This window comes from Mycobacterium sp. KBS0706, from assembly GCF_005938675.2.
GTDB lineage: Bacteria > Pseudomonadota > Alphaproteobacteria > DSM-16000 > Inquilinaceae > Inquilinus.
Genome location: NZ_VCCH02000042.1, coordinates 1 through 21,111, shown reverse-complemented (window position 1 = coordinate 21,111; position 21,111 = coordinate 1). Strand labels below are relative to the sequence as shown.

The 21,111-nt window shown below is 70.0% G+C and carries 21 protein-coding genes and 1 riboswitch; of the genes, 10 read left to right on the top strand and 11 right to left on the bottom strand.

The features are described from left to right. The 5 genes from sdhA (at window position 1) to zapE (ending at window position 6,138) form a co-directional block, all read left to right on the top strand. Window positions 1–1,791, top strand: coding sequence for a succinate dehydrogenase flavoprotein subunit (gene sdhA, locus FFK22_RS22185; RefSeq protein ID WP_138889185.1), 1,791 nt, complete (start codon window positions 1–3; stop codon window positions 1,789–1,791). 7 nt (window positions 1,792–1,798) lie between these two features. After that, entirely contained in the window at window positions 1,799–2,581 is a 783-nt protein-coding gene (locus FFK22_RS22180; protein ID WP_138889186.1) for a succinate dehydrogenase iron-sulfur subunit, read from the top strand. A 144-nt stretch (window positions 2,582–2,725) separates the two neighbouring features. Continuing rightward, window positions 2,726–4,138 carry a homospermidine synthase gene (locus tag FFK22_RS22175; protein ID WP_138889187.1) on the top strand — a complete coding sequence of 471 codons (1,413 nt, stop codon included), beginning with the start codon at window positions 2,726–2,728 and terminating at the stop codon, window positions 4,136–4,138. Then, the gene (locus FFK22_RS22170) at window positions 4,135–4,905 is read left to right on the top strand and encodes a GNAT family N-acetyltransferase (protein ID WP_138889188.1); all 771 of its coding nucleotides are present in this window, start codon (window positions 4,135–4,137) and stop codon (window positions 4,903–4,905) included. The genes FFK22_RS22175 and FFK22_RS22170 overlap by 4 nt, the downstream gene beginning before the upstream one ends. Before the next feature lie 75 nt (window positions 4,906–4,980). Continuing rightward, on the top strand, window positions 4,981–6,138 hold the full coding sequence (gene zapE / locus FFK22_RS22165) for a cell division protein ZapE (protein ID WP_138889189.1): 1,158 nt from the start codon (window positions 4,981–4,983) through the stop codon (window positions 6,136–6,138). A 27-nt stretch (window positions 6,139–6,165) separates the two neighbouring features. Here zapE and FFK22_RS22160 read toward each other — a convergent pair whose 3' ends face one another. After that, window positions 6,166–6,999, bottom strand: coding sequence for an SDR family NAD(P)-dependent oxidoreductase (locus FFK22_RS22160; protein WP_138889190.1), 834 nt, complete (start codon window positions 6,997–6,999; stop codon window positions 6,166–6,168). 108 nt (window positions 7,000–7,107) lie between these two features. Here FFK22_RS22160 and FFK22_RS22155 point away from each other — a divergent pair, with 108 nt between their 5' ends. After that, complete coding sequence (locus FFK22_RS22155) at window positions 7,108–8,049, top strand: LysR family transcriptional regulator (protein WP_138889191.1); 942 nt, start codon at window positions 7,108–7,110, stop codon at window positions 8,047–8,049. Between the two features lie 11 nt (window positions 8,050–8,060). On the opposite strand, the gene mntR is transcribed toward FFK22_RS22155, so the two are convergent. Next, window positions 8,061–8,495: a manganese-binding transcriptional regulator MntR gene (gene mntR / locus FFK22_RS22150; protein WP_138889192.1), complete on the bottom strand. Its 435-nt coding sequence runs from the start codon at window positions 8,493–8,495 to the stop codon at window positions 8,061–8,063. Between the two features lie 235 nt (window positions 8,496–8,730). Between mntR and FFK22_RS22145 the strand changes: the two genes are divergently transcribed. Beyond that, window positions 8,731–10,104: an Nramp family divalent metal transporter gene (locus FFK22_RS22145; protein ID WP_306770151.1), complete on the top strand. Its 1,374-nt coding sequence runs from the start codon at window positions 8,731–8,733 to the stop codon at window positions 10,102–10,104. On the opposite strand, the gene FFK22_RS22140 is transcribed toward FFK22_RS22145, so the two are convergent. Beyond that, complete coding sequence (locus FFK22_RS22140; RefSeq protein WP_138889194.1) at window positions 10,091–10,906, bottom strand: arylamine N-acetyltransferase; 816 nt, start codon at window positions 10,904–10,906, stop codon at window positions 10,091–10,093. The genes FFK22_RS22145 and FFK22_RS22140 overlap by 14 nt on opposite strands. 54 nt (window positions 10,907–10,960) lie before the next feature. After that, complete coding sequence (gene cysE / locus FFK22_RS22135; RefSeq protein ID WP_138889195.1) at window positions 10,961–11,809, bottom strand: serine O-acetyltransferase; 849 nt, start codon at window positions 11,807–11,809, stop codon at window positions 10,961–10,963. A gap of 256 nt (window positions 11,810–12,065) precedes the next feature. Here cysE and FFK22_RS22130 point away from each other — a divergent pair, with 256 nt between their 5' ends. Then, the gene (locus FFK22_RS22130; protein ID WP_138889196.1) at window positions 12,066–12,998 is read left to right on the top strand and encodes a glyoxylate/hydroxypyruvate reductase A; all 933 of its coding nucleotides are present in this window, start codon (window positions 12,066–12,068) and stop codon (window positions 12,996–12,998) included. Window positions 12,999–13,007: 9 nt separating this feature from the next. Continuing rightward, window positions 13,008–13,205: a hypothetical protein gene (locus FFK22_RS22125; protein WP_138889197.1), complete on the top strand. Its 198-nt coding sequence runs from the start codon at window positions 13,008–13,010 to the stop codon at window positions 13,203–13,205. Between the two features lie 154 nt (window positions 13,206–13,359). On the opposite strand, the gene FFK22_RS22120 is transcribed toward FFK22_RS22125, so the two are convergent. From FFK22_RS22120 to FFK22_RS22110, 3 genes are read right to left on the bottom strand one after another with little or no spacing between them, the layout of a single operon-like run. Beyond that, the gene (locus FFK22_RS22120) at window positions 13,360–14,226 is read right to left on the bottom strand and encodes a C40 family peptidase (RefSeq protein WP_138889198.1); all 867 of its coding nucleotides are present in this window, start codon (window positions 14,224–14,226) and stop codon (window positions 13,360–13,362) included. Beyond that, window positions 14,223–14,579, bottom strand: a complete 357-nt coding sequence (locus tag FFK22_RS22115) for a MarR family transcriptional regulator (RefSeq protein ID WP_138889233.1) — start codon at window positions 14,577–14,579, stop codon at window positions 14,223–14,225. The genes FFK22_RS22120 and FFK22_RS22115 overlap by 4 nt, the downstream gene beginning before the upstream one ends. 40 nt (window positions 14,580–14,619) lie before the next feature. Next, on the bottom strand, window positions 14,620–16,044 hold the full coding sequence (locus tag FFK22_RS22110; protein ID WP_221938769.1) for a M17 family metallopeptidase: 1,425 nt from the start codon (window positions 16,042–16,044) through the stop codon (window positions 14,620–14,622). Between the two features lie 52 nt (window positions 16,045–16,096). Between FFK22_RS22110 and FFK22_RS22105 the strand changes: the two genes are divergently transcribed. Then, window positions 16,097–16,732 carry a glutathione S-transferase family protein gene (locus FFK22_RS22105; RefSeq protein ID WP_138889199.1) on the top strand — a complete coding sequence of 212 codons (636 nt, stop codon included), beginning with the start codon at window positions 16,097–16,099 and terminating at the stop codon, window positions 16,730–16,732. 262 nt (window positions 16,733–16,994) lie between these two features. On the opposite strand, the gene metA is transcribed toward FFK22_RS22105, so the two are convergent. The 4 genes from metA to FFK22_RS22085 form a co-directional block, all read right to left on the bottom strand. Further along, the gene (gene metA / locus FFK22_RS22100) at window positions 16,995–17,915 is read right to left on the bottom strand and encodes a homoserine O-succinyltransferase (RefSeq protein ID WP_138889200.1); all 921 of its coding nucleotides are present in this window, start codon (window positions 17,913–17,915) and stop codon (window positions 16,995–16,997) included. Window positions 17,916–17,956: 41 nt separating this feature from the next. After that, window positions 17,957–18,062, bottom strand: a riboswitch (SAM-I-IV-variant riboswitch). An 88-nt stretch (window positions 18,063–18,150) separates the two neighbouring features. Next, window positions 18,151–19,200 (bottom strand): TAXI family TRAP transporter solute-binding subunit, encoded by a 1,050-nt coding sequence (locus FFK22_RS22095; RefSeq protein ID WP_221938768.1) that lies wholly within the window; start codon window positions 19,198–19,200, stop codon window positions 18,151–18,153. Window positions 19,201–19,211: 11 nt separating this feature from the next. Then, complete coding sequence (locus FFK22_RS22090) at window positions 19,212–20,507, bottom strand: MFS transporter (RefSeq protein WP_186002583.1); 1,296 nt, start codon at window positions 20,505–20,507, stop codon at window positions 19,212–19,214. A gap of 147 nt (window positions 20,508–20,654) precedes the next feature. Further along, on the bottom strand, window positions 20,655–21,111 hold a 457-nt coding region (locus tag FFK22_RS22085; protein ID WP_143956858.1), incomplete at its 5' end, for a cell wall hydrolase.

The following is a 21,111-nucleotide window of genomic DNA, read 5'->3' as shown; positions in this document are numbered from 1 at the left end:
ATGCCTGCGTCCTACAGCTTCATCGATCATTTCTACGACGTGGTCGTGGTGGGCGGCGGCGGCGCCGGCCTGCGCGCCACCTTCGGCATGGCCGAGAAGGGGCTGAAGACCGCCTGCATCACCAAGGTCTTCCCGACCCGCAGCCACACCGTCGCGGCCCAGGGCGGCGTCTCCGCCGCGCTCGGCAACATGGGGCCGGACGACTGGCGCTGGCACATGTACGACACCGTCAAGGGCTCCGACTGGCTCGGCGACCAGGACGCGATCGAGTACATGTGCCGCGAGGCGATCCCGGCGATCATCGAGCTCGAGCATTACGGCATGCCCTTCAGCCGCACGGAGGAGGGCAAGATCTACCAGCGCGCCTTCGGCGGCATGACCACCGAATACGGCAAGGGCCGCGCCTACCGCACCTGCGCCGCGGCCGACCGCACCGGCCACGCCATGCTGCACACGCTGTACCAGCAGGCGCTGAAGCACGAGGCGGAGTTCTTCGTCGAGTACTTCGCCATCGACCTGATCATGGATGAGGAAGGCGCCTGCCGCGGCGTCGTCGCCTGGAACCTGGACGACGGCACGATCCATCGCTTCTTCGGCCACCAGACGGTGCTGGCGACCGGCGGCTACGGCCGCGCCTATTTCTCCTGCACCTCGGCCCACACCTGCACCGGCGACGGCGGCGCCATGGCCGCCCGGGCCGGCCTGCCGCTGCAGGACATGGAGTTCGTGCAGTTCCACCCGACCGGCATCTACGGCGCCGGCTGCCTGATCACCGAGGGCGTGCGCGGCGAGGGCGGCTACCTGACCAACAGCGAGGGCGAGCGCTTCATGGAGCGCTATGCCCCCTCGGCCAAGGACCTGGCGTCGCGCGACGTGGTCAGCCGGTCGATGACGATCGAGATCCGCGAGGGCCGCGGCGTCGGCCCGACCAAGGACCACATCCACCTGCATGTCGAGCATCTCGACGCCGACATCATCCACCACCGCCTGCCCGGCATCGCCGAGAGCGCCAAGATCTTCGCCGGCGTCGACGTGACCAAGGAGCCGATCCCGGTCCTGCCGACGGTGCACTACAACATGGGCGGCGTGCCGACCAACGTGCATTGCGAAGTGGTCAACCCGACCGCGGCCGACCCGAACCGCGTGGTGCCGGGGCTGATGGCGATCGGCGAGGCCGCCTGCGTCTCGGTGCACGGCGCCAACCGGCTGGGCTCGAACTCGTTGCTCGACCTCGTGGTGTTCGGCCGCGCCGCCGCCATCCGCTGCGCCGAGCTGATCAAGCCCGGCCAGACGCACAAGCCGGTGCCGGCCGATGCCGGCCAGTTCGCACTGAACCGGCTGGACCGCGTGCGCCATGGCAAGCAGGAGGTCCGCACCGCCGACCTGCGCCTCGAGATGCAGCGGACGATGCAGAACGACGCCGCCGTCTTCCGCACCGGCCAGACCATGGCCGAGGGCTGCGAGAAGATGGACGTCACCTGGGACAAGCAGCAGGGCCTGGGCGTCGACGACAAGTCGCTGATCTGGAACTCGGATCTGGTGGAGACGCTGGAGCTCGAGAACCTGATGATCAACGCCGTGACCACCATCCGCTCCGGCGTCAACCGCGAGGAGAGCCGCGGCGCCCATGCCCGCGAGGACTTCCCGGACCGCAACGACGTCGACTGGATGAAACACAGCGTCGTCTGGATCGACGAGGCCGGCAAGACCCGCATCGACTACCGCCCGGTCCATCTCCAGCCGATGACCAACGAAGTCCAGAGCTTCCCGCCCAAGGCGCGGGTGTACTGAGGACGACATGGCCGAATTCACCCTGCCCCGCAATTCCAAGGTCCAGCCCGGCAAGACCATCCGCGTCTCCGGCGAGATCAAGAAGCCGCGGACCTTCAAGATCTACCGCTGGGACCCGGACACCGACGAGAATCCGCGGCTCGACACCTACGAGATCGATCTGGCGCGTTGCGGGCCGATGGTCCTGGACGCGATCATCCACATCAAGAACGACATCGACTCGACCCTGACCTTCCGGCGGTCCTGCCGCGAGGGCATCTGCGGGTCCTGCGCGATGAATATCGACGGCACCAACACCCTGGCCTGCCTCAAGCCGATCGAGGAGGTCCAGGGCGACGTCAAGATCTATCCGCTGCCGCACATGCCGGTGGTGAAGGACCTGGTGCCGGAGCTGACCCACATCTACGCGCAATACGCGTCGATCAAGCCCTGGCTGCAGGCCGAAAGCCCGCCGCCGCCCGACCGCGAGCGCCGGCAGAGCCCGGAGGAGCGCGAGAAGCTGGACGGGCTGTACGAGTGCATCCTGTGCTTCTGCTGCACCACCAGCTGCCCGAGCTACTGGTGGAACGGCGACAAATATCTCGGCCCGGCGGTGCTGCTGCAGGCCTATCGCTGGATCGCCGACAGCCGGGACGAGATGACCGGCGAGCGGCTGGACGCGCTGGAGGACCCGTTCCGCCTCTATCGCTGCCACACCATCATGAACTGCACCAAGACCTGCCCGAAGGGGCTGAATCCCGCCAAGGCGATCGGCGAGATCAAGAAGCTGATGCTGGAACGGGCCGGCTGACCCCCGCGTAGCGCTGCAAGAAACGTCACAAAAAAGCGCTGGTGACCCCAGCGCTTTTTTCTTATCAACCGCCCAGTCACCCCACGGTCTGCCCACCTCACGGAGCGATCCTGCACGCAACACACTCGAGGAGTGTCCTTCTAAATGGCAAAACCCGCGCGCACACCCTTCACCGGCCGCATCCTCATGGTCGGTTTCGGCTCGATCGGCCAGGGCGTGCTGCCGCTGCTGCTGCGGCACCTGACCCTGACCCCCGACCGCGTCACCATCGTGACGGCAGAGACGAGGGGCCAGAAAGAGGCGGAACTGTACGGCGTCCGCTTCATCCATGAACCGGTCACGCGCGGCAACTACCGGACACTGCTCGAACCCCTGTTCGGCCCGGGCGACGCCCTGGTCAACCTCTCGGTCGACGTCTCCTCGGTGGCGCTGATCGAGCTGGCGCGGGAGCGCGGGGCGCTCTACATCGACACCTGCATCGAGCCCTGGCTGGGCGGCTACACCGACCCCAATCTCGGCCCGGCCGACCGGTCGAACTATGCGCTGCGCGAGGCGGCGCTGGCGCTGGGCCGCAACCCCGGCGCGCCGACGGCGGTGCTGACCCATGGCGCCAATCCCGGCCTGGTCTCGCATTTCGTCAAGCGCGCCCTGCTCAATATCGCGTCCGCGACCGGCTTCGAGCCGCCGGTGCCGGCCGACCGCGCCGGCTGGGCGGGCCTGGCCAAGACGCTGGGGGTCAAGGTGATCCATGTCGCCGAGCGCGACACCCAGGTCGCCCGTTTCCCGAAGAAGCCGGGCGAGTTCGTCAACACCTGGTCGATCGACGGCTTCGTCGGCGAGGGCTGCCAGCCGGCCGAGCTGGGCTGGGGCAGCCATGAGCGCCACTTCCCGGCCGATGGCAACCGGCATGCCGCGGGGTCGCAGGCGGCGATCTGGCTGGCCCGCCCCGGCGCCGCGACCCGGGTGCGGACCTGGACCCCGCTGGCCGGACCGATCCACGGCTTCCTGATCACCCACAACGAGGCGATCTCGCTGGCCGACTACCTGACAGTCGGGTCCGGTGCCCAGCCGGAATACCGGCCGACCGTGCACTACGCCTACCACCCGTCGGACGACGCGGTGCTGTCGGTGCATGAATTCGCCGGCCGCAACTACGAGCTGCAGCCGAACAAGCGGCTGATGATGGACGAGATCACCGAGGGCATGGACGAGCTGGGCGTCATGCTGGCCGGCCACGCCAAAGGCGCCTATTGGTACGGCTCGCGCCTGACCATCGGCGAGGCGCGCGAGCTGGCGCCGCACAACAACGCCACCAGCCTGCAGGTGACGGCGGCGGTGCTGGGCGGGCTGGTCTGGGCGATCGAGAACCCGGATCGCGGGCTGGTCGAGCCCGAGGAGATGGACCACGAGCGGGTGCTGCAGGTGGCGGCACCCTATCTCGGCGAGCTGGCCGGCGCCTTCACCGACTGGAACCCGCTGCAGGGCCGCGGCCAGCTCTTCGCCGAGGACATCGACCCGGAGGATCCCTGGCAGTTCAAGAACATCCGGGTGGTGTGACCGGCTTCCGCCCGGTCGCCGGCCTGTCCCGCGCGGAGCGGGCGCAGGTCGGCGCCCTGGTGGCCGGCCACCCGGTGTTCGCGCTGTACTGGGACGCGGCTCTCGACGCCGCCGCGGGCGACCGCAGCCGGTCGGTGCGGCTGGAGCCGGAGGGCGCCGTCCTGGGCATCGATTTCGACGGGCTGTCGGTCTACACCCCGGTCGGCAGCGTCGGCGACGCCGCCCTTCTGTCGCTGACCGCCGATCCGCGGCCTCTGGAGCTGCATCTGACGTTGGACCAGACTGAACGCCTGCGCCCAGCCTGCCGCGACAGGCTGGCGCTGGAGGACGGGCTGCGCTTCTACGCCCGGCCGCTCGCCGACCTCCCGGAGCCTGATCCGGCCTGCCGGCGGATGGGGCCTGGCGAGCTGAAGCCGCTGCGCCGCTTCTACGCCGCGCATTACCCGGCGACGGTATTCTCCGCCTGGATGCTGGAGTTGCCCTTCGTCGCGATCGTCGAGGATGGCCGCCCGGTCGCCGCCGGCGGTGTCCTCGCCCGCGCCGGAAGCCGGGCGATGATCGGCAATTTCCTGGTCGACCCCGCCCGTCGCGGCGAGGGCCTGGCCGGCCGGATAGTGTCCGGTCTGCTGGCGGCGCTCCAGACGGAGGGCGTGGCCACGGCGCTGCTGGCCACCAACGACCTGAACCCGGCCGCCTGTCGGGTCTATGAGCGCGCCGGCTTCGCCCTGATCGAGCGCCGGGTCCAGCTGGACCTGCGCGCGGCCTGACGCGCTATCGCTACAGCCCAGGGATGCGCCGCCTTGTCTGGCATTTCGCCGGGGCTTGGGTTAAGCACGCTCGCCATGCCCGATGTTGCAGCGCAAGATGACGAGCCGCTTGCCCGCTACCGCCGCCGGATCGCCGAGGGCGTGCTGCGGGCCGACCCCGCCCAGGCCACGGCGGTCGAAAGGCTGCAGCGGCTGCACCGACAGCTGCGCAGCTACACCCCGCCCGAGCCGGAGAGCAACGGCCTCTTGTCCCGCCTCGGCTTCGGCAAGAAGAAGCCGGCGATCGACCCGCCGCGCGGGCTGTACTTCTGGGGCGGCGTCGGGCGCGGCAAGTCCATGCTGATGGACCTGTTCTTCGAGACCACGCCGGTGCCGCGGAAGCGCCGGGTGCATTTCAACGCCTTCATGCTCGAGGTGCACCAGCGCATCCATGAATGGCGCCAGTCGGGCGCCGCTGCCGAAGGCGACAGCGCCGACCCGATCCCGCCGCTGGCCCGCCGCATCGCCGCCGAGGCCTGGCTGCTGTGCTTCGACGAGTTCCACGTCGTCGACATCGCCGACGCCATGATCCTGGGCCGGCTGTTCCAGGCGCTGTTCGGGCTCGGCGTCATCGTGGTCGCGACCTCGAACTGGCCGCCGGACGACCTGTACAAGGACGGGCTGCAGCGCGACCGCTTCCTGCCCTTCATCGCCATGATCAAGAAGAAGCTGGAGGTGGTGCAGCTGGACGGCGGCCGGGACTATCGGCTGGACCGGCTGCGCGGCCGGCCGGTCTACCACTCGCCGCTCGGCGCCATGGCGCACCGTGCGCTGGCCGACCTGTTCGCCGACCTGACCGACGGCGCCGAGGGCACCTCCGTCATCCTGCCCGTCCCCGGCGCCCGCACGCTGGAGGTGCCGCGCGCCGCCAAGGGCATGGCCTGGTGCGACTTCGACGCGCTGTGCGCCCGGCCGCTGGGCGCCGCCGACTACCTGACCCTGGCCGACGCCTTCCACACCGTGATCATCGAGGGCGTGCCGCGCTTCACCGAGGCCAAGCGCCATGAGATGAAGCGCTTCATCGTGCTGATCGACAGCCTGTACGAGGCCCGCCGCCGGGTGGTGATCGCGGCCGAGGTGCCGGTCACCCAACTCTATGCCGGCGACAGCCAGGCGCTGGAATTCGCCCGCACCGAGAGCCGGCTGATGGAGATGCAGTCGGCCGAATATGTCGAGGCGAGGAAGGCGGCCTGACGGCCACCACCCTCGCATCCGCGGATCTCAGGCCGGCTTGGCCGGGAAATCAGTGCTGCGGGTTACGTCTTCCCAGCGCTTCATCTCCTCAGTCAGCGCGTCGAGCTTGGTCTGGGCGCGCTGCAGGGCATCGCTTCCCAGCAGCAGGTGCAGCGGCGGATTGTCCGCGCGGACGGCCGCGAGAATGGCCCGGGCGGCCCGATCGGGATCGCCGAGCTGCTTCCCTGCCATGGAGTCGAACGCGGCCGCGCTGCGTCCGACGCTGCCCGCGTAGGCCGCGTCCTCCGCCTCGCTCTTGCGGATCGAATGCGTGGAGAGGAAATCGGTCCGGAAGGCGCCCGGCGCCACCGCGGTCACGTTGATGCCGAGGGGCGCGACCTCCTGCGCCAGGCCCACGCTCAGCCCTTCCAGCGCATGCTTCGCCGCCGCATACAGGCCGGAGCCGGGGCCGGGTGCCCGGCCCGCGATCGAGGTGATGTTGACGATGTGGCCCGAGCCCTGGGCCCGCAGATGGGGCAGGGCCGCGCGGATGATGCGGAACGGCGCGAACACATCGACGGCGAACAGCCGGGCCACGTCGGCGTCGCCGGCCTTCTCGACGGCGCCGAGCAGGCCGTAGCCCGCATTGTTGACGATCACGTCGACGCGGCCCGCCAGGGCGAAGGCCCGTTCGACGGCCGCCTCCGCCGCGGCACCGTCGGCGAGGTCGACGGTCAGGGTGTGAAGCGTCCCCGCCCCGGCCGGCAGGTCTGACACGCCGCTTCTGACGGTGCCGATGACGGTGTCCCCGCCCGCCAGCGCCGCCCTGGCCAGCGCGAGCCCGAGGCCGCGCGAAATGCCGGTGATGAACCAGGTCTTCATGAAAGGTCTCCTTGTGCGACCCCCGAGATAGGCCCAGCCACCGGTCTTCAGAATGCACGGCATCCTGACAGCGCTTGTAAGCTGGGCTTAAAAGCGGTTCATTGGGCCATGGATTCCCTGTTGTCGGGCAGCGACTACAACCAACTGCGGGCTTTCGTCGCCGTCGGCGACCTGCTCAGTTTCAGCCGGGCGGCGGAGATGCTCGGCGTCTCGCCCTCGGCCCTCAGCCAGATGGTGCGCGGCTTCGAGGAGCGCGTCGGGGTGCGGCTGCTGAACCGGACCACGCGCAGCGTGGCGCTGACCGATGCCGGCGAGAACCTGCTGCACCGGGTGCGGCCCGTGGTATCGGAGCTGAGCCAGGCGATCGGCCAGGTGCGGCGCTATCGCGAGCGCCCGGCCGGCACGGTGCGGATCCACGCCTTCCGTTCGGCCGCCGAATCCTTCATCCAGCCGATCCTGGCCGACTTCGCCCGGTCCTGCCCGGACGTCGTGCTCGACATCACCCTCGACGACGAGGTGACCGACATCGTCGCCGGCGGCTTCGATGCCGCGATCCGCATCGGCGAGGTGATCGAGCGGGACATGGTCGCGCTCCGTCTGGGCCCGGCGATGCGCCAGGTCGCGGTGGCATCCCCCGGCTATCTGGCCGCCCAGGGCCGGCCGGAGCATCCGCGCGACCTGGTGCAACACCGCTGCATCCGCTGGCGCTGGCCGGGGCGCGCCACGCCCTATGCCTGGGAGTTCTTCGAGGATGGCGGCTGGTTCTCAGTCGCGGTCGACGGCCCCCTGATCGTCAACGACAAGGAGATGGCGCGGCGCGCGGCCCTGCAGGGCATCGGCATCGCCTTCCCGGTCGAGCAGACCGTGGCCGGCGACATTGCCGCGGGCCGGCTGGTGCCGATGCTGGAACGCTGGTCCGCGACCTTTCCCGGGCTGTTCCTGTGCTATCCGCAGCAGCGCCAGATGGCCCCCGCCCTGCGCGCCTTCATCGATGCGGTGAAGGCCGCGGCCGCCGGAACAGCGCCGTCGGCGACCGCACCGGAATCCTGATCGGCCCAGCCTCAGGCCTTCATCGTCACCACGCGCTCGAAGGCGGCCAGGGTCTCGGCGCTGACATGGTGCTCGATGCCCTCGGCGTCGATCTCCGCCGCCTCGTCGCTGACCCCGATCGACTTCAGGAATTCGACCACGATACGGTGGCGCCGGCGGCACGAATCGGCCATCTCGCGCCCGGCATCGGTCAGGAAGATCGAACGGTAGGGCCGGGCGCTGACCAGCCCCTCGCGCTGCAGCCGGGCGATGGTCTTGTTCACCGTGGCATGGGCCACGCCGAACCGCTCCGCCAGCTCGACGATCCGCGCCTCGCCCTGGCTGTCGATCAGCTCGGCGATCATCTCGACATAGTCTTCGGCCGTCTCGGTCTGCCGGGCCTGGCGCACCCGGCTGAACCCCGCGGCCTGCAGCCCGGTGTCGGAAGGACGATCCTGTTCCGTCATCTCTCGTCTGTCCTTCGGAGCCGAATGCCTTCCGGCTCCATTGCTGAATCGGGGTCGCGGTGCTGCGGTCCCTCAAGGCCGGCGCGGTTGCGGCGCATCATACCGGCAGGCCGGAAAATGACAAGGTGATGACGCTTGCCAAGAATGTAGCCGTGGCTACATTATACAGGACGGGGAGATCGAATCGGCAAACGACCTTCGGCCGCTGCGCGGCAGCGGAGAGAAACGAGCGCGGATGATGAGAAGCGACATCGCGGCCCAGGACATTGCCCAGCAAGGCAGCGCCGCCGGTTCCGGCTGGCGCACGAATCCCACGGCCCCCAGCCTGCCCGAGGCGCACCGCAGCATCGCGGTGCCGGTCGGCGTAGGCTGGCTGCGCAAGCTGTTCGCCTTCGTGGGCCCCGGCTATCTCGTCGCCGTCGGCTACATGGATCCGGGCAACTGGGCGACCGACCTGGCCGGCGGCTCGGCCTTCGGCTACACGCTGTTGTCGGTCATCCTGCTGTCGAACGTGATGGCGATCCTGCTGCAGGCGCTGTCGGCCAAGCTGGGCATCGTCACCGGGCGCGACCTGGCCCAGGCCTGCCGCGACCATTATCCCAAGCCCGTCGCCATGGCCCTGTGGTTCCTGTGCGAGGTCGCGATCGTCGCCTGCGACCTGGCCGAGGTGATCGGCACCGCGATCGCGCTGCAGCTGCTGTTCGGCATCCCGCTGCTGTGGGGCGTGGTGCTGACCGCGCTCGACGTCATGGTGGTGCTGTACCTGCAGAACCGCGGCTTCCGGCATCTCGAGGCCTTCATCATCGGCCTGATGCTGGTGATCGGCCTCTGCTTCGCGGTCGAGCTGATCCTGGCCCAGCCGGCGATCGCCGAGATCGCCCGCGGCTTCATCCCCTCGCCCGAGATCGTCACCAACCCGGAGATGCTGTACATCGCCATCGGCATCATCGGGGCGACGGTGATGCCGCATAACCTCTATCTGCACTCCTCGATCGTGCAGACCCGGGCCTATGACCGGACCGAGACCGGCAAGCGCGAGGCGATCCGCTTCGCCACCATCGATTCGACCGTGGCGCTGATGGTCGCGCTGTTCATCAACGCCGCGATCCTGATCCTGGCCGCCGCCACCTTCCACACCGCCGGCCGCACCGACGTGGCCGAGATCCAGGACGCCTACCAGCTGCTGACGCCGATGCTGGGCGTCGGCATCGCCAGCACGCTGTTCGCGGTGGCGCTGCTCGCCTCCGGCCAGAACTCGACCATCACCGCCACCCTGGCCGGGCAGATCGTGATGGAGGGCTTCCTCTCGATCCGGCTGAAGCCTTGGCTGCGGCGGCTGATCACCCGCGGCATCGCCATCGTGCCGACGGTGATCGTCACCGCCCTTTACGGCGAGAGCGGCACCGCCCAGTTGCTGGTGCTGAGCCAGGTGGTGCTGAGCCTGCAGTTGCCCTTCGCCGTGGTGCCGCTGGTCGCCTTCACCAGCGACCGGGCCAAGATGGGCGGCTTCGCCAACCCGGCCTGGCTGAAATGGACGGCCTGGCTGGTCTCGGCGGTGATCATCGTGCTGAACGTCAAGCTGCTGTTCGACTGGGTCACCGGGGCGTAAGCAGCCGCGCCAAGACCTGGTCGAGGCCGTCCGGCAGCGCCAGGCCGAACACCTCGGCCAGCACGGACTTCACCTCGGCGGCATCCGCGAGGGTCCGGCGTTCGGTGCCGCCGTCCAGCCGGTGCACGGCGTAGTCGGCGTTGCGCAGGGCGTGGCGGGCCCCCGGCTGTGCCCAGGCGGCGATCAGGCCGGTGACGAAATGCGAGCCCGGATGGGTGGCGAGGTACCAGTTGGCCGCCTCGTAATCGACCGGCCACTGCTCCTGCAGGTCGAAGCGGTACAGCGACCGCCACTCCTCCCCCGTCTTCGCCTGCAGCTTGAGGTCGCGGTCGACCGGAACCAGCCGGAAGGGCTCGTGCGGCGTCGGCTGCTCGATCCCGGGCTCGAGGCGCAGCACGCCGGTCAGGGTCTGGCCGCCGAAGCCGACATCGACGATGCGCGGCCCGTCGTCGAGCACGACCTGCAGCAGCATGTGGCTGCGCGGGCTGACATGGTCCTCCGCCTGGCCCCACAGCACCCTCGCCGTGTGGGCGATCACCCGGAAGCCGAGGGCGAGCAGCGCCTGGCGCAGCAGCAGGTTCTGCTCGAAGCAGTAGCCGCCGCGGCCGCCCTGCACCAGCTTGCGTTGCAGCGCGGCGGGGTCGAGCAGCGGCGGGCGGTCCAGGACCGGGTCGAGATTCTCGAACGGGATGGTGCAGGCGTGGCGGAAGACCAGCGCCTGCAGCGTCGCGAGGTCCGGCGCCACCGGCCCGTCATGGCCGATGCGGCGCAGATAGGCGTCGAGATCGAAGCTGTCGGTCATGGCGGCCCTCCCCCTCTCCGCGGCGCGGAGGGAGGAGAGCCTAACCCGATGTCGTCAGATGACGAAGTCGATGCCGGGCGGGACCGGGATCGAGTGGTCCATGGTGAGGGCGGGCAGCGGCTCCGAACACGAGCCGACGATGCGGGCGGGGTTGCCCACCGCGGTCCGGTGCGGCGGCACGGCGGTCAGCACCACGCTGCCGGCGCCGATCTTGGCGCCCTCGCCGATCTCGATGTTGCCGAGGATCTTGGCGCCGGCGCCGATCAGCACGCCGTCGCGCACCTTGGGATGGCGGTCGCCGCTTTCCTTGCCGGTGCCGCCGAGGGTGACGCCGTGCAGGATCGAGACGTCGTTCCCGACCACCGCAGTCTCGCCGATGACGACGCCGGTGCCGTGGTCGATCAGCAGCCCCCAGCCGATCCGGGCGGCCGGGTGGATGTCGACCGCGAGGCTCTCGGACACCCGGCTCTGCAGGAAGCTGGCGAGCGCATGGCGCCCCTGGCCGAGCAGCCAGTGGCCGACCCGGTGCCATTGCAGCGCGTGGAAGCCCTTGAAGAACAGGAACGGTGTCAGGTGGTTGCGCGCCGCCGGGTCGCGGTCCTTGATGGCGTCGAGGTCGAGCACGGCGTGGGCCGCGATCGCCGGGTCGGCCCGCATCGCCTCGGTCGCCAGCGCCAGCAGCCGGTCGTGGCAGGCGGTGTCGCATTCCAGCTTGGTGGCCAGCAGGCGGGCGAGCGCATCGCTGAAATCGGCGGCGCCGAGCACGATGCGTTCGACGACCGGCGCCAGGATCGGCTCCTGCCGCGCCAGGACGGCGGCGGAGTCGCGCATCAACGCGAACACCTCGGCGTTCCTGTCGAACGCGATCGCGTCGGCCTTCCGCGCCAGGGCGGTGTCGGGCATGAGCCTCTTCCCCTTTGCCGGGCCGGGCGGCGGGGAGCAGCGCCCGGCAAAAATGACCACTGAAATGAGATAAGACTTCCCTCGCGGCTTGTCATCAGCGGAGATAAATTCTTTGGTATTACGAAAATTATGTGATTATATTTTATTTCAACAAAATATTTTCGGTATCACAAGGCTCCGATCTCCGTTCGGGGCTCGCAATGGCGGGTCGGTATCTCGTAGGGTCGCCTCGAACGCTGACCCGGAGAATTGCCAAATGCCCGTCGCCGTCTTCGCCTCGGCCACCGACGACCCCGCCCAGTGGCTTCCGGCGCTGCGCGCGGCGATGCCGGCGCTGGAGGTGCGGGTCTGGCCCGAGATCGGCGACCCGGCCGAGATCGACTACGCCATCGTCTGGAAGCCGCCGGCCGGAATGCTGGCGGGGCTGCCCAACCTCAAGGTGATCTATTCGCTCGGCGCCGGCATCGACGCCATGCTGCGCGACCCGACCCTGCCGGCCGACGTGCCACTGGTGCGCATGGTCGATCTCAGCCTGACCGAGGGCATGGTCGAGTTCGTGGCCGAGCAGGTGCTGGCGATCCACCGCCAGGCCCGGACCTACCGCGCCCAGCAGGCCGCCGGGGTGTGGGCGCAGCACGACCAGCGACTGGCGCGCGACGTCACCGTCGGCATCCTTGGCCTCGGCACGCTGGGCGGTGCCGTGGCGCGGGCACTGAAGGCGCTGAACTTCCAGGTGGCGGGCTGGAGCCGCACGCCCAAGGCGGCCGAGGGGGTGGAGGGCTTCGCCGGCGCGGCGCAGCTCGACGCCTTCCTGGCGCAATCCGAGACCCTGGTCTGCCTGCTCCCGCTGACGGCGGAGACCGAGAACATCCTCGACCGCCGGCTGTTCGCCGCCCTGCCGCGCGGCGCCTGGGTGATCAATGCCGGGCGCGGCCATCACCTGGTCGATGCCGACCTGATCGCGGCGCTCGATTCCGGCCATCTCGCCGGCGCGGTGCTGGACGTGTTCCGGACCGAGCCGCTACCGGACGACCACCCGTTCTGGATCCATCCGAAGGTCGTGCTGACCCCGCACGTCGCCGCCAACAACAACGCCAAGTATGCGACGCTGCGCCTGGCCGAACAGATCGCCCGCTTCGAGCGCGGCGAGCCGATGGAGGATGTGGTCGACCGGTCGCGGGGGTATTAGAATAGGACCGTGAAGGATCGCCCCCTATCAGAAGCGCAACTGCGCTCCATGCGAGAGCACGACGCTTGGTTTCACGCCGAGGTCGAGCAGGGTATGCGCGAGGCCGACGATCCCAGCAAAAAGCGCATCCCGCAGGAGGATGTCTCGGCGAGGTGGCGCCGGGAACGCGCCGCGCAGGTGAAGTGTGCCGGCAAGCGAGAGGGATAAGGGTCAAGGGCTGCGGACCGCGTATCGCCGCCCCTCCCTTTCGTCGTCATTCCCGCGAAAGCGGGAATCTCATCCCGAGTCGACACCGAGGAGATCCCCGCCTTCGCGGGGATGACGAAACAGGGTTTTGGCTTTGAGAGCCGCAGACGGGGACTTACCGCTCGAACCGCCGCACCGCGACGATCCCCCTGCCCTCCTCCGTCGTGACGCGGGCCGCGACCTCGCGCACCGGGTCGAGCGAGACGCAGGCGGCCCGGACATTGGCGTGGATCAGGGTCTCGCCGTCGACCATCAGACCGACATGGCCGGGGAAATAGACCAGGTCGCCGCGCCGCAGCCCGGCGCCCTCATCCGTCCCGACCAGCGTCGCCGCGGTCTGCACCTGGCGGTAGGTGTCGCGCTCGATGACATGGCCGGCCGCGGCGCAGGCGAGCTGGACCAGGCCGGAGCAGTCGATGCCGAGGCTGGAGCGGCCGCCCCAGAGATAGGGCACGCCGAGGAAGCGCTGCGCCGTCGCCACCGCGTCGGGCTCGACCGCGTCGAGCGGCCCGAGCGCCACCTCCGGCAGCCAGCCGCCCGGCTCACCGGCCTCGCGGATCCGGGCATAGCCCTTCTCGGTCTCCACCACCTCGACCGGGCTGCGGAAGCTCAGCGCGCGGACCGGCGGACGCTTGAAGTCCGGCCCCGGATAGAGGAAGGCGCGGAAGGCCCGGACCCGGTGGGTCGGCGCCGCGATCCGGTCGGACAGGGCCGCCGCCTCGACATAGCCGACATAGCCGTCGGTCGCGAGCTGGCCCCAGGCCCAGCCGTCCCTGACCTCGTAGACCGTGATGGTCTCGCCATGCAGCATCTCGGTCGCCTGGCCGCGCGCCGCGTCGGGCGCCGCGCGCATCGGCACGATGCCGCGGACCGCCTGGTGCAGCGTGCCGGCGGCATAGCGCTCCGCCGGATGGACGCCGCGCAGGCTCTCGGCCGCCAGGTCCGGCCGCCAGGGCACCAGGTTGCGGTCGATCTCGCTCACGCCGCCGCGCCGATCATGCTGGCGGCCTGGCGCACCAGATCGGCGAAGCCGTCGAGATAGGCCTGGCCGGCCTCGGTCCGCTCGATCAGCACGTTGCGCCGGTCGGCCGGGTCGACGGTGCGGCGGGTCAGGCTGAGCTCGCCCAGCCGGTCGAGCGCGCGGGTCACCGCCGGCTTGGAGATCTGCAGGGTCGAGGACAGGCCGCGCACCGTGTGCGGCGCCGGGGTCAGGTAGATGGTGAGCAAGAGCGCGATCTGCCGCGACGACAGGTCCGGCGCCTCGCGCCGGACCGCCGCGGTCAGGGCGTGGCGCCACAGCTCCAACGCCTGAAGCGAGGTCAGCGCGACGGTCATGCCGCTTTCGTCCCCGGCGACGGCGATACGGTCGATCGAATCAGCGCCGGCCTCCAAACCGCTCCTCCAGCAGGGCGTAGACGGCCCGCATCGTCATCGCCTCGCCGCCCTTCGGCCGGCCCGGACGGTCGGCGCCGTTCCAGGCGTAGAGGTCGATATGCACCCACGGCACGCCCGGGGCCACGAAGCGCTCGAGGAACAGGGCCGCGGTGATGGCCCCGCCGAAACGCGTGTCGGGGGCGTTGTTGATGTCGGCGATGCCGGATTTCAGCAGCCGGTTGTAGGGCTGCCACAGCGGCAGGCGCCACAGCGGGTCCTCGACCCGGCGCGACGCCGCGGCCAACGCGTCGGCGGTGGCGTCGTGATTCGAGAACATCGCCGGCACGTCGGTACCGAGCGCGACCCGGGCGGCGCCGGTCAGGGTGGCGAAGTCGACGATGATCTCGGGCGTCTCCGACGACGCCTCCTCCAGCGCGTCGCACAGCACCAGCCGCCCCTCGGCGTCGGTGTTGCCGATCTCGACCGTCAGCCCCTTGCGGCTGCGATAGACGTCCATCGGCCGGAAGGCGTCGCCGGACACCGCATTCTCGACCGCCGGCACCAGCACGCGCAGCCGCACCGGCAGCTGCGCCATCATCACCATGCGGGCGACGCCGAGGGCATGGGCGGCGCCGCCCATGTCCTTCTTCATCAGCAGCATGTTGCCGGCATCCTTGAGGTCGAGGCCGCCCGAATCGAAGACGACGCCCTTGCCGACCAGCGTCACCTTCGGTGCCGACGGGTCGCCCCAGGTGATGTCGATCAGCCGCGGCGCCCGGCTGGAGGCGCGGCCGACGGCGTGGATCATCGGATAGTTGCGGGACAGCAGCTCGTCGCCGGTGATGACGCTGAAGCGGGCGCCGAACTCCTTGGCCAGCGCTTCGGCCGCCGCGGCCAGCTCGGCCGGGCCGAGGTCGTTGGCCGGGGTGTTGACCAGGTCGCGCACCAGCGCGGTGGCGCTGGCCGTGCGCTCGACCGCGGCGCGGTCGGCGGCCCGCGGCCAGACCAGCCTGGCCGACACCCGCTCCGGCCCCTTGTAGCGGCCGTAATGATAGCCGCCGTGCGCCCAGCCGAGGGCGGCGGCGGTGGCGGTCGCCGGCTCGGCCGAATCATCCAGCGCGTAGGTGCCGACCGGCAGCCCGGTCGGCAGGCCGGCGAAGGCCCAAGGGTCGGCCGCGGAATCGATTCCCACCAGGATCGCATCGACCCGCCCGCCCTCTCCCGGCAGCGCCAGGGTGCGGCCCGATTCCGCGGCGAAGCCGTTGGCCTCGGCCCAGGCCCGCTGCGCCGGCGTCGCGGCGGCGCGCCAGCCCTCCAGCGCGGCCTTGCTGAGCGGGATCAGAGAGACGGTCTCTCCCTCGGCGGCATCGACCAGATTCGGCAGCACGGCGCAGGCCTTCTTGCGTTCGGAAACTCGGGGCGGCACACCATGCTCCAGCCCGTTTCCCTTGCCAACCCCTCAGCCGGATCGGACCGCCATGCGCCTCGTCATCGGCAACAAGCGCTACTCCTCCTGGTCGCTGCGGCCGTGGCTGGCCCTGGCACATCACGGCATCGCCTTCGAGGAGATCCTGATCCCGCTCTACCGCGACGGGTCGAAGGAAGCGATCCTGCACCATTCGCCGAGCGGCAAGGTGCCGACCCTGATCGACGGCGGAACCACGGTCTGGGACAGCCTGGCGATCCTCGAATATCTGGCCGAGCGGTTCCCGGAGCTGGCGCTGTGGCCGAGCGAGCCGGCACGGCGGGCGCTGGCGCGGTCGATCGCGGCGGAGATGCACAGCGGCTTCTCAGGCCTGCGCAACGAGCTGCCGATGGACCTGGCGCCGGTCGACCCAGGCCAGGCCCGCAGCGACGCGGCCGAGGCCGACATCGCCCGCGTCGCCGCGATCTGGCGGCAGTGCCGCGAGGCGGCCGGCACCGAAGGCCCGTTCCTGTTCGGCGCCTTCGGCGCGGCCGACTGCATGTACGCGCCGGTCGTGCTGCGATTCGACCGCTACCGGGTGCCGCTCGACCCCACCTGCCGCGCCTATGCCGACGCGGTCCTGGCCCTGCCGGCGATGCGGCGCTGGGTCGAGGCGGGGATGGCCGAGCCTTGGGTGCTCACCTTTTAGAGCGGGATGGTACGCCCGCGCATTCGGGCACGGTCAGACAGGATGCCGAACGTCCTCACGCGTTGCCTCTTCCGCCTGGCGGGAGAGGTCGGGCTCGCGCAGCGAGACCGGGTGAGGGCCGGTCCCGGCCTCGACAAAATCCCCTCACCCGGAGCCGCTTCGCGTCTCCGACCTCTCCCGTAAACGGGAGAGGCAAAAAATCAGCTCCTTCGTTCGATAGGCTGATTGATCCGGCCCAAAATCATCCGGCTCCAACCCCCGGCTAGCCCCGGCCGATGTCGCCGACCTCGTAGGGCGTGGTCTGGTAGATCTGGTTGATCCAGTTGCCGAACAGCAGATGGGCGTGGCTGCGCCACCGATTCTGGGGCCGCAGGCGCGGGTCGTTCTGCGGGAAATAGTCATGCGGGACGGCGATGGATTTGCCGGCGGCGACGTCGCGGGCATATTCGTCGCCCAGCGTGTCGGTGTCGTACTCGACATGGTTGAACATGTGCAGCGACCGGCGGGCCGGGTCGTCCAGCAGGCACAGCCCGGCCTGGTCCGACTCCATCAGCACCTTCATCCCGCTTTCGGGCGGGATGTCCTCGCGCCGCGTCTCGGTCCAGCGCGACACGGGAATGGTGAAATCGTCCGAGAAGCCGCGCAGATAGGGCGAGGCCGGCTCGATGATGCGGTGGCGGTACACGCCGAACATCTTTCGCGGCAGCGCATATTTCGGGACGCCGTGGAAATGATGCACGGCCGCCTGGGCGCCCCAGCAGATGTTGAAGCAGCCATGGGCGTTGGTCTGCGTCCAGTCGAAGATTCGGCGCAGCTCGTCCCAGTAGGTCACCTGCTCGAACGGCATGGTCTCGACCGGCGCGCCGGTGACGATGAAGCCGTCGAACTTCTCGGTCCGGACGTCCTCCCAGTCGCGGTAGAAGGACAGGATGTGGTCGCTGGGCGTGTTGCGCGGGACGTGGTTGGTCATCTTGACCAGCGTCAGCTCGACCTGCAGCGGCGAGGCGCCGAGCAGCCGGGCGAACTGGGTCTCGGTCTTGACCTTGTTCGGCATCAGGTTCAGCAGGCCGATCCGCATCGGCCGGATGTCCTGCCGCACCGCCTGCGCCTCGAGCATGACCATGACCCCTTCCGCTTCGAGCACGGACCGGGCGGGCAGGTCGTTCGGAATCTTGATCGGCATTCGGTTCTGTTCCGCGTGTCGTGAGCAGGACCGAATTGTGGATGGACCCGTTTGGTTGTCGGTTCGACCACATCCCCCCTCGCGGGGGCGCCACCTTGCTCGGGAAGCAGGTTGGCGTCGGGCAGTGCCCAACTCCTGATGTGCCGCAAGTTCTACGGGGTCCGCCCGCCCATTTCAACTGGGCATATTTCAACTGGATGAATGCGCGGCGACGTCCGGTCCGCCGCGCTTCGGCTCAGGGCTTCGCCTGGGTCGGCAGGCTCAGCACCGCGTGCTCGGCGTAATAGCGGGCGGCGCCGGGATGCAGCGGCACGCCCAGGCCGCGCGCGGCGCCGTCGATCGAGACCTCCTTGCCGCGCGGATGGCCCGCCGCCAGCAGGTCCAGGGTCGATTTCTGCCACAGGGCGCGGGTGATCTCGTAGACCGTGGGCTCGGCGATCCGCTCCGCCACCAGCCAGATCGCCCCGACCGACAGGGCCGGCACCTCTGCGGCGACACCGTCATAGAGGCCGGCGGGGATCGCTTCCTGGGCGAAGAACGGTACCTTGGCGATCAGCGCCTCGGCCTCCGGCCCCGCGATCGGCAGCAGCCGGATCGGCCGCCGCCGCGCCAGGTCGGCGATCACCCCGAGCGGCGGCCCGCCGGTCATCACCATGGCGTCGAGCCCGCCTTCGGCCAGCAGGTCGGCGGAGGGCTCCGGCCGCTCATACACCTCGGTCACATCCGTCTGCTTCAGGCCGTAGGCGGCCAGGATCAGGCGGATGTCGTAGATCGTGCCGGAGCCTTCGGCGCCGACCGAGACGCGCCTGCCCTTGAGATCCGCCACCGACTGCACCGGGCTGTCCGCCGGCACCACGACATGGACGAATTCGGAGAACAGATGGGCGATGGCGCGCAGGCTGGTCACCGGCGGCTCGCCGGCGAACGGTCCCTCGCCGGCATAAGCGGCGAAGGCGACGTCGGACTGGGCCAGGCCGGAATCGAACTCGCCATTCTGGATCCGCCGGATGTTGTCGATCGAGCCGGCGCTGGCCTGGGCCACCGCGATCAGGCCGGAGACGCCGCAGCTGCCGCCGGCGCTGCCGCAGGGCGGCAGGCCCGGGGGACCGGAGATGGCACCGGCGATGATGCCGCCGATCGGGAAATAGGTGCCGCCGGTGGTGCCGGTGCCAATCCGGAAGAACACCGGGTCCTGCGCCTGCGCTCGTCGCGCGCCGCCGATCCCAGCGGCGGCCAGGCCGACGGCGGGAAGCATGGTCAGCAGGCAGCGGCGGGTGAGCGGCATGGCGGTTCCCCTCAGGCGGCGTCGCGCAGGGTGGGCGGCGTCTCGTCCGGCGCGCGCGGGTCGAGCTCGGCCGCCACCGGCGTCGTCATCGGCGCCACCGAGACGAAGCTGCCCTGCTCCTGGTTCGGCTTCGCCGCGCGGCGGGTCATGCGGTAGACGGTGAACAGCGCCAGCAGCGCCGCGACCGAGCCGGTCCAGACGAACAGCCCGTCGGGGCCCAGGAGCTGCATCACCCGCGACGCCGCGATCGGCCCGACCACCGCGCCGGTGCCGTAGCACAGCAGCAGGCCGGCGGCGGCCGGCACCAGCTGCTCCGGCGTCATGAAGTCGTTCGCGTGGCTGAGGCTGAGCGGATAGATGGTGTAGGACAGCCCGCCGAAGGCGGCGAGCAGCACCAGCAGCAGCGTCATCGAGGTGCCGCCGAACAGCGCCAGCGCGGCGCTGATCAGGGCCAGCGCGATGGTGATGCCGAGGAACACCTGGCGCCGGTCGAAGCGGTCGGACAGCCGGCCCACCGGGTATTGCAGCAGGAACCCGGCGAAGATCGCCGTCATCATGAAGCTGGCGATCCAGTCCGGCGACGGGTCGATGGTGCGGGCATAGACCGGCCCCATGCCGGAGAAGGCGGCGCTGATCAGCCCGACCGAGACGCAGCCGGCGACGCCGAGCGGCGAGATCGCGATCAAGGCGCGCAGGCCGAAGCGCTTGACCTTGATCACCGGAGGCGTCTCGACCGGGGTCAGCGACAGCGGCACCAGCGACAGCGAGATCAGCATCGCCACCACCGAGAACAGGGCGAAGCTGGCCGGGTCCATGATCGTCAGCCAGGGCTGCGACAGGCCGAAGGCGGTGTAGTTCACCGCCATGTAGGAGGACATCACCCGGCCGCGCACGGCGTTCACCGCGCGGGCGTTCAGCCAGCTCTCGATGATGGTGAACAGCACCGCCATGCTGATGCCGGTGACGAAGCGCAGCGCCGCCCAGACGATCGGATCGAGCCACAGCGCGTGCAGCAGCGCCACGACCGAGGCGATCGCGGCGAAGGCGGCGAAGGTGCGGATATGGCCGACCAGCAGCACGATCCGCGGGCAGATCAGGGTGCCGAGGGCGAAGCCGCCGGAATAGAAGGCCAGCACCAGCCCGATAGTGCCGACATCGATGCCGTCGAGGTCCATACGCACCGCGACCAGCGTGCCGAACAGCCCGTTGCCCATGATCATGATGGCGGCGCTGAACAGCAGCGGCGCCACGGCCAGGAGGACCGAGCCGAGGGAGGGCGGCGGAGAGGCGGAATCGGTGGCGGCCATCAGGTCCGTTCTAGGTCGGCCGAAGGGCCGGGACCAGCGAAGATTCGTGACCATTTCAGGGCAGGCCGGCGCGATCGGCCCGGCCTGCAGATAAGATGGATCGGACGGGCGGGCGGACCAGCCCCCCGCCGCCCCGGGCGGTGCCGATCAGCCGCCGCGCTTCGGCCGGTAGAAGACGTGGTCGCCGATCGAGGCGGTGCGGCGGAAGCGGTTGACCCAGGCCGGCATGCCGCGGCCCAGCGCCCGCATCGCCGCCGGGGCGAAGAAATACTGGGCGCCGTCGGTCGGGTCGTCGGCGAAATAGCCGTCCAGCATCTGCCAGACCACCAGGCGCGCGGTGCGCTGCAGGATCTCGTCCTGGGCGCTGAGCGGCTGCGGGAACTGCGGCATGGCGCCGGCGCGCACGGCCTTGGCGAAGGCGCGGAAGCGCGGACGCGACAGCGGCTCGAACTGGCCGGGGTCGGCCAGCACCTCGCAGGGCGTGTCGCCGAAATCATTGGCCACGGCGATGCGGTTCATCACCACCCAGACCACCGCCGCCATGCCGCGCGTGCCCTGGTTGCCGGCCTCTGTATAGGCGGTAAAGGCGAGGCAGCGCAGCGCG

Coding starts and splice junctions, on each gene's coding strand:
- zapE (WP_138889189.1), top strand. CDS start 4,981: ATGCCCGATGTTGCAGCGCAAGATGACGAGCCGCTTGCCCGCTACCGC.
- FFK22_RS22180 (WP_138889186.1), top strand. CDS start 1,799: ATGGCCGAATTCACCCTGCCCCGCAATTCCAAGGTCCAGCCCGGCAAG.
- FFK22_RS22160 (WP_138889190.1), bottom strand. CDS start 6,999: ATGAAGACCTGGTTCATCACCGGCATTTCGCGCGGCCTCGGGCTCGCG.
- mntR (WP_138889192.1), bottom strand. CDS start 8,495: ATGACGGAACAGGATCGTCCTTCCGACACCGGGCTGCAGGCCGCGGGG.
- FFK22_RS22155 (WP_138889191.1), top strand. CDS start 7,108: ATGGATTCCCTGTTGTCGGGCAGCGACTACAACCAACTGCGGGCTTTC.
- cysE (WP_138889195.1), bottom strand. CDS start 11,809: ATGCCCGACACCGCCCTGGCGCGGAAGGCCGACGCGATCGCGTTCGAC.
- metA (WP_138889200.1), bottom strand. CDS start 17,915: ATGCCGATCAAGATTCCGAACGACCTGCCCGCCCGGTCCGTGCTCGAA.
- FFK22_RS22140 (WP_138889194.1), bottom strand. CDS start 10,906: ATGACCGACAGCTTCGATCTCGACGCCTATCTGCGCCGCATCGGCCAT.
- FFK22_RS22130 (WP_138889196.1), top strand. CDS start 12,066: ATGCCCGTCGCCGTCTTCGCCTCGGCCACCGACGACCCCGCCCAGTGG.
- sdhA (WP_138889185.1), top strand. CDS start 1: ATGCCTGCGTCCTACAGCTTCATCGATCATTTCTACGACGTGGTCGTG.
- FFK22_RS22145 (WP_306770151.1), top strand. CDS start 8,731: ATGATGAGAAGCGACATCGCGGCCCAGGACATTGCCCAGCAAGGCAGC.
- FFK22_RS22090 (WP_186002583.1), bottom strand. CDS start 20,507: ATGGCCGCCACCGATTCCGCCTCTCCGCCGCCCTCCCTCGGCTCGGTC.
- FFK22_RS22115 (WP_138889233.1), bottom strand. CDS start 14,579: ATGACCGTCGCGCTGACCTCGCTTCAGGCGTTGGAGCTGTGGCGCCAC.
- FFK22_RS22095 (WP_221938768.1), bottom strand. CDS start 19,200: ATGCCGCTCACCCGCCGCTGCCTGCTGACCATGCTTCCCGCCGTCGGC.
- FFK22_RS22175 (WP_138889187.1), top strand. CDS start 2,726: ATGGCAAAACCCGCGCGCACACCCTTCACCGGCCGCATCCTCATGGTC.
- FFK22_RS22105 (WP_138889199.1), top strand. CDS start 16,097: ATGCGCCTCGTCATCGGCAACAAGCGCTACTCCTCCTGGTCGCTGCGG.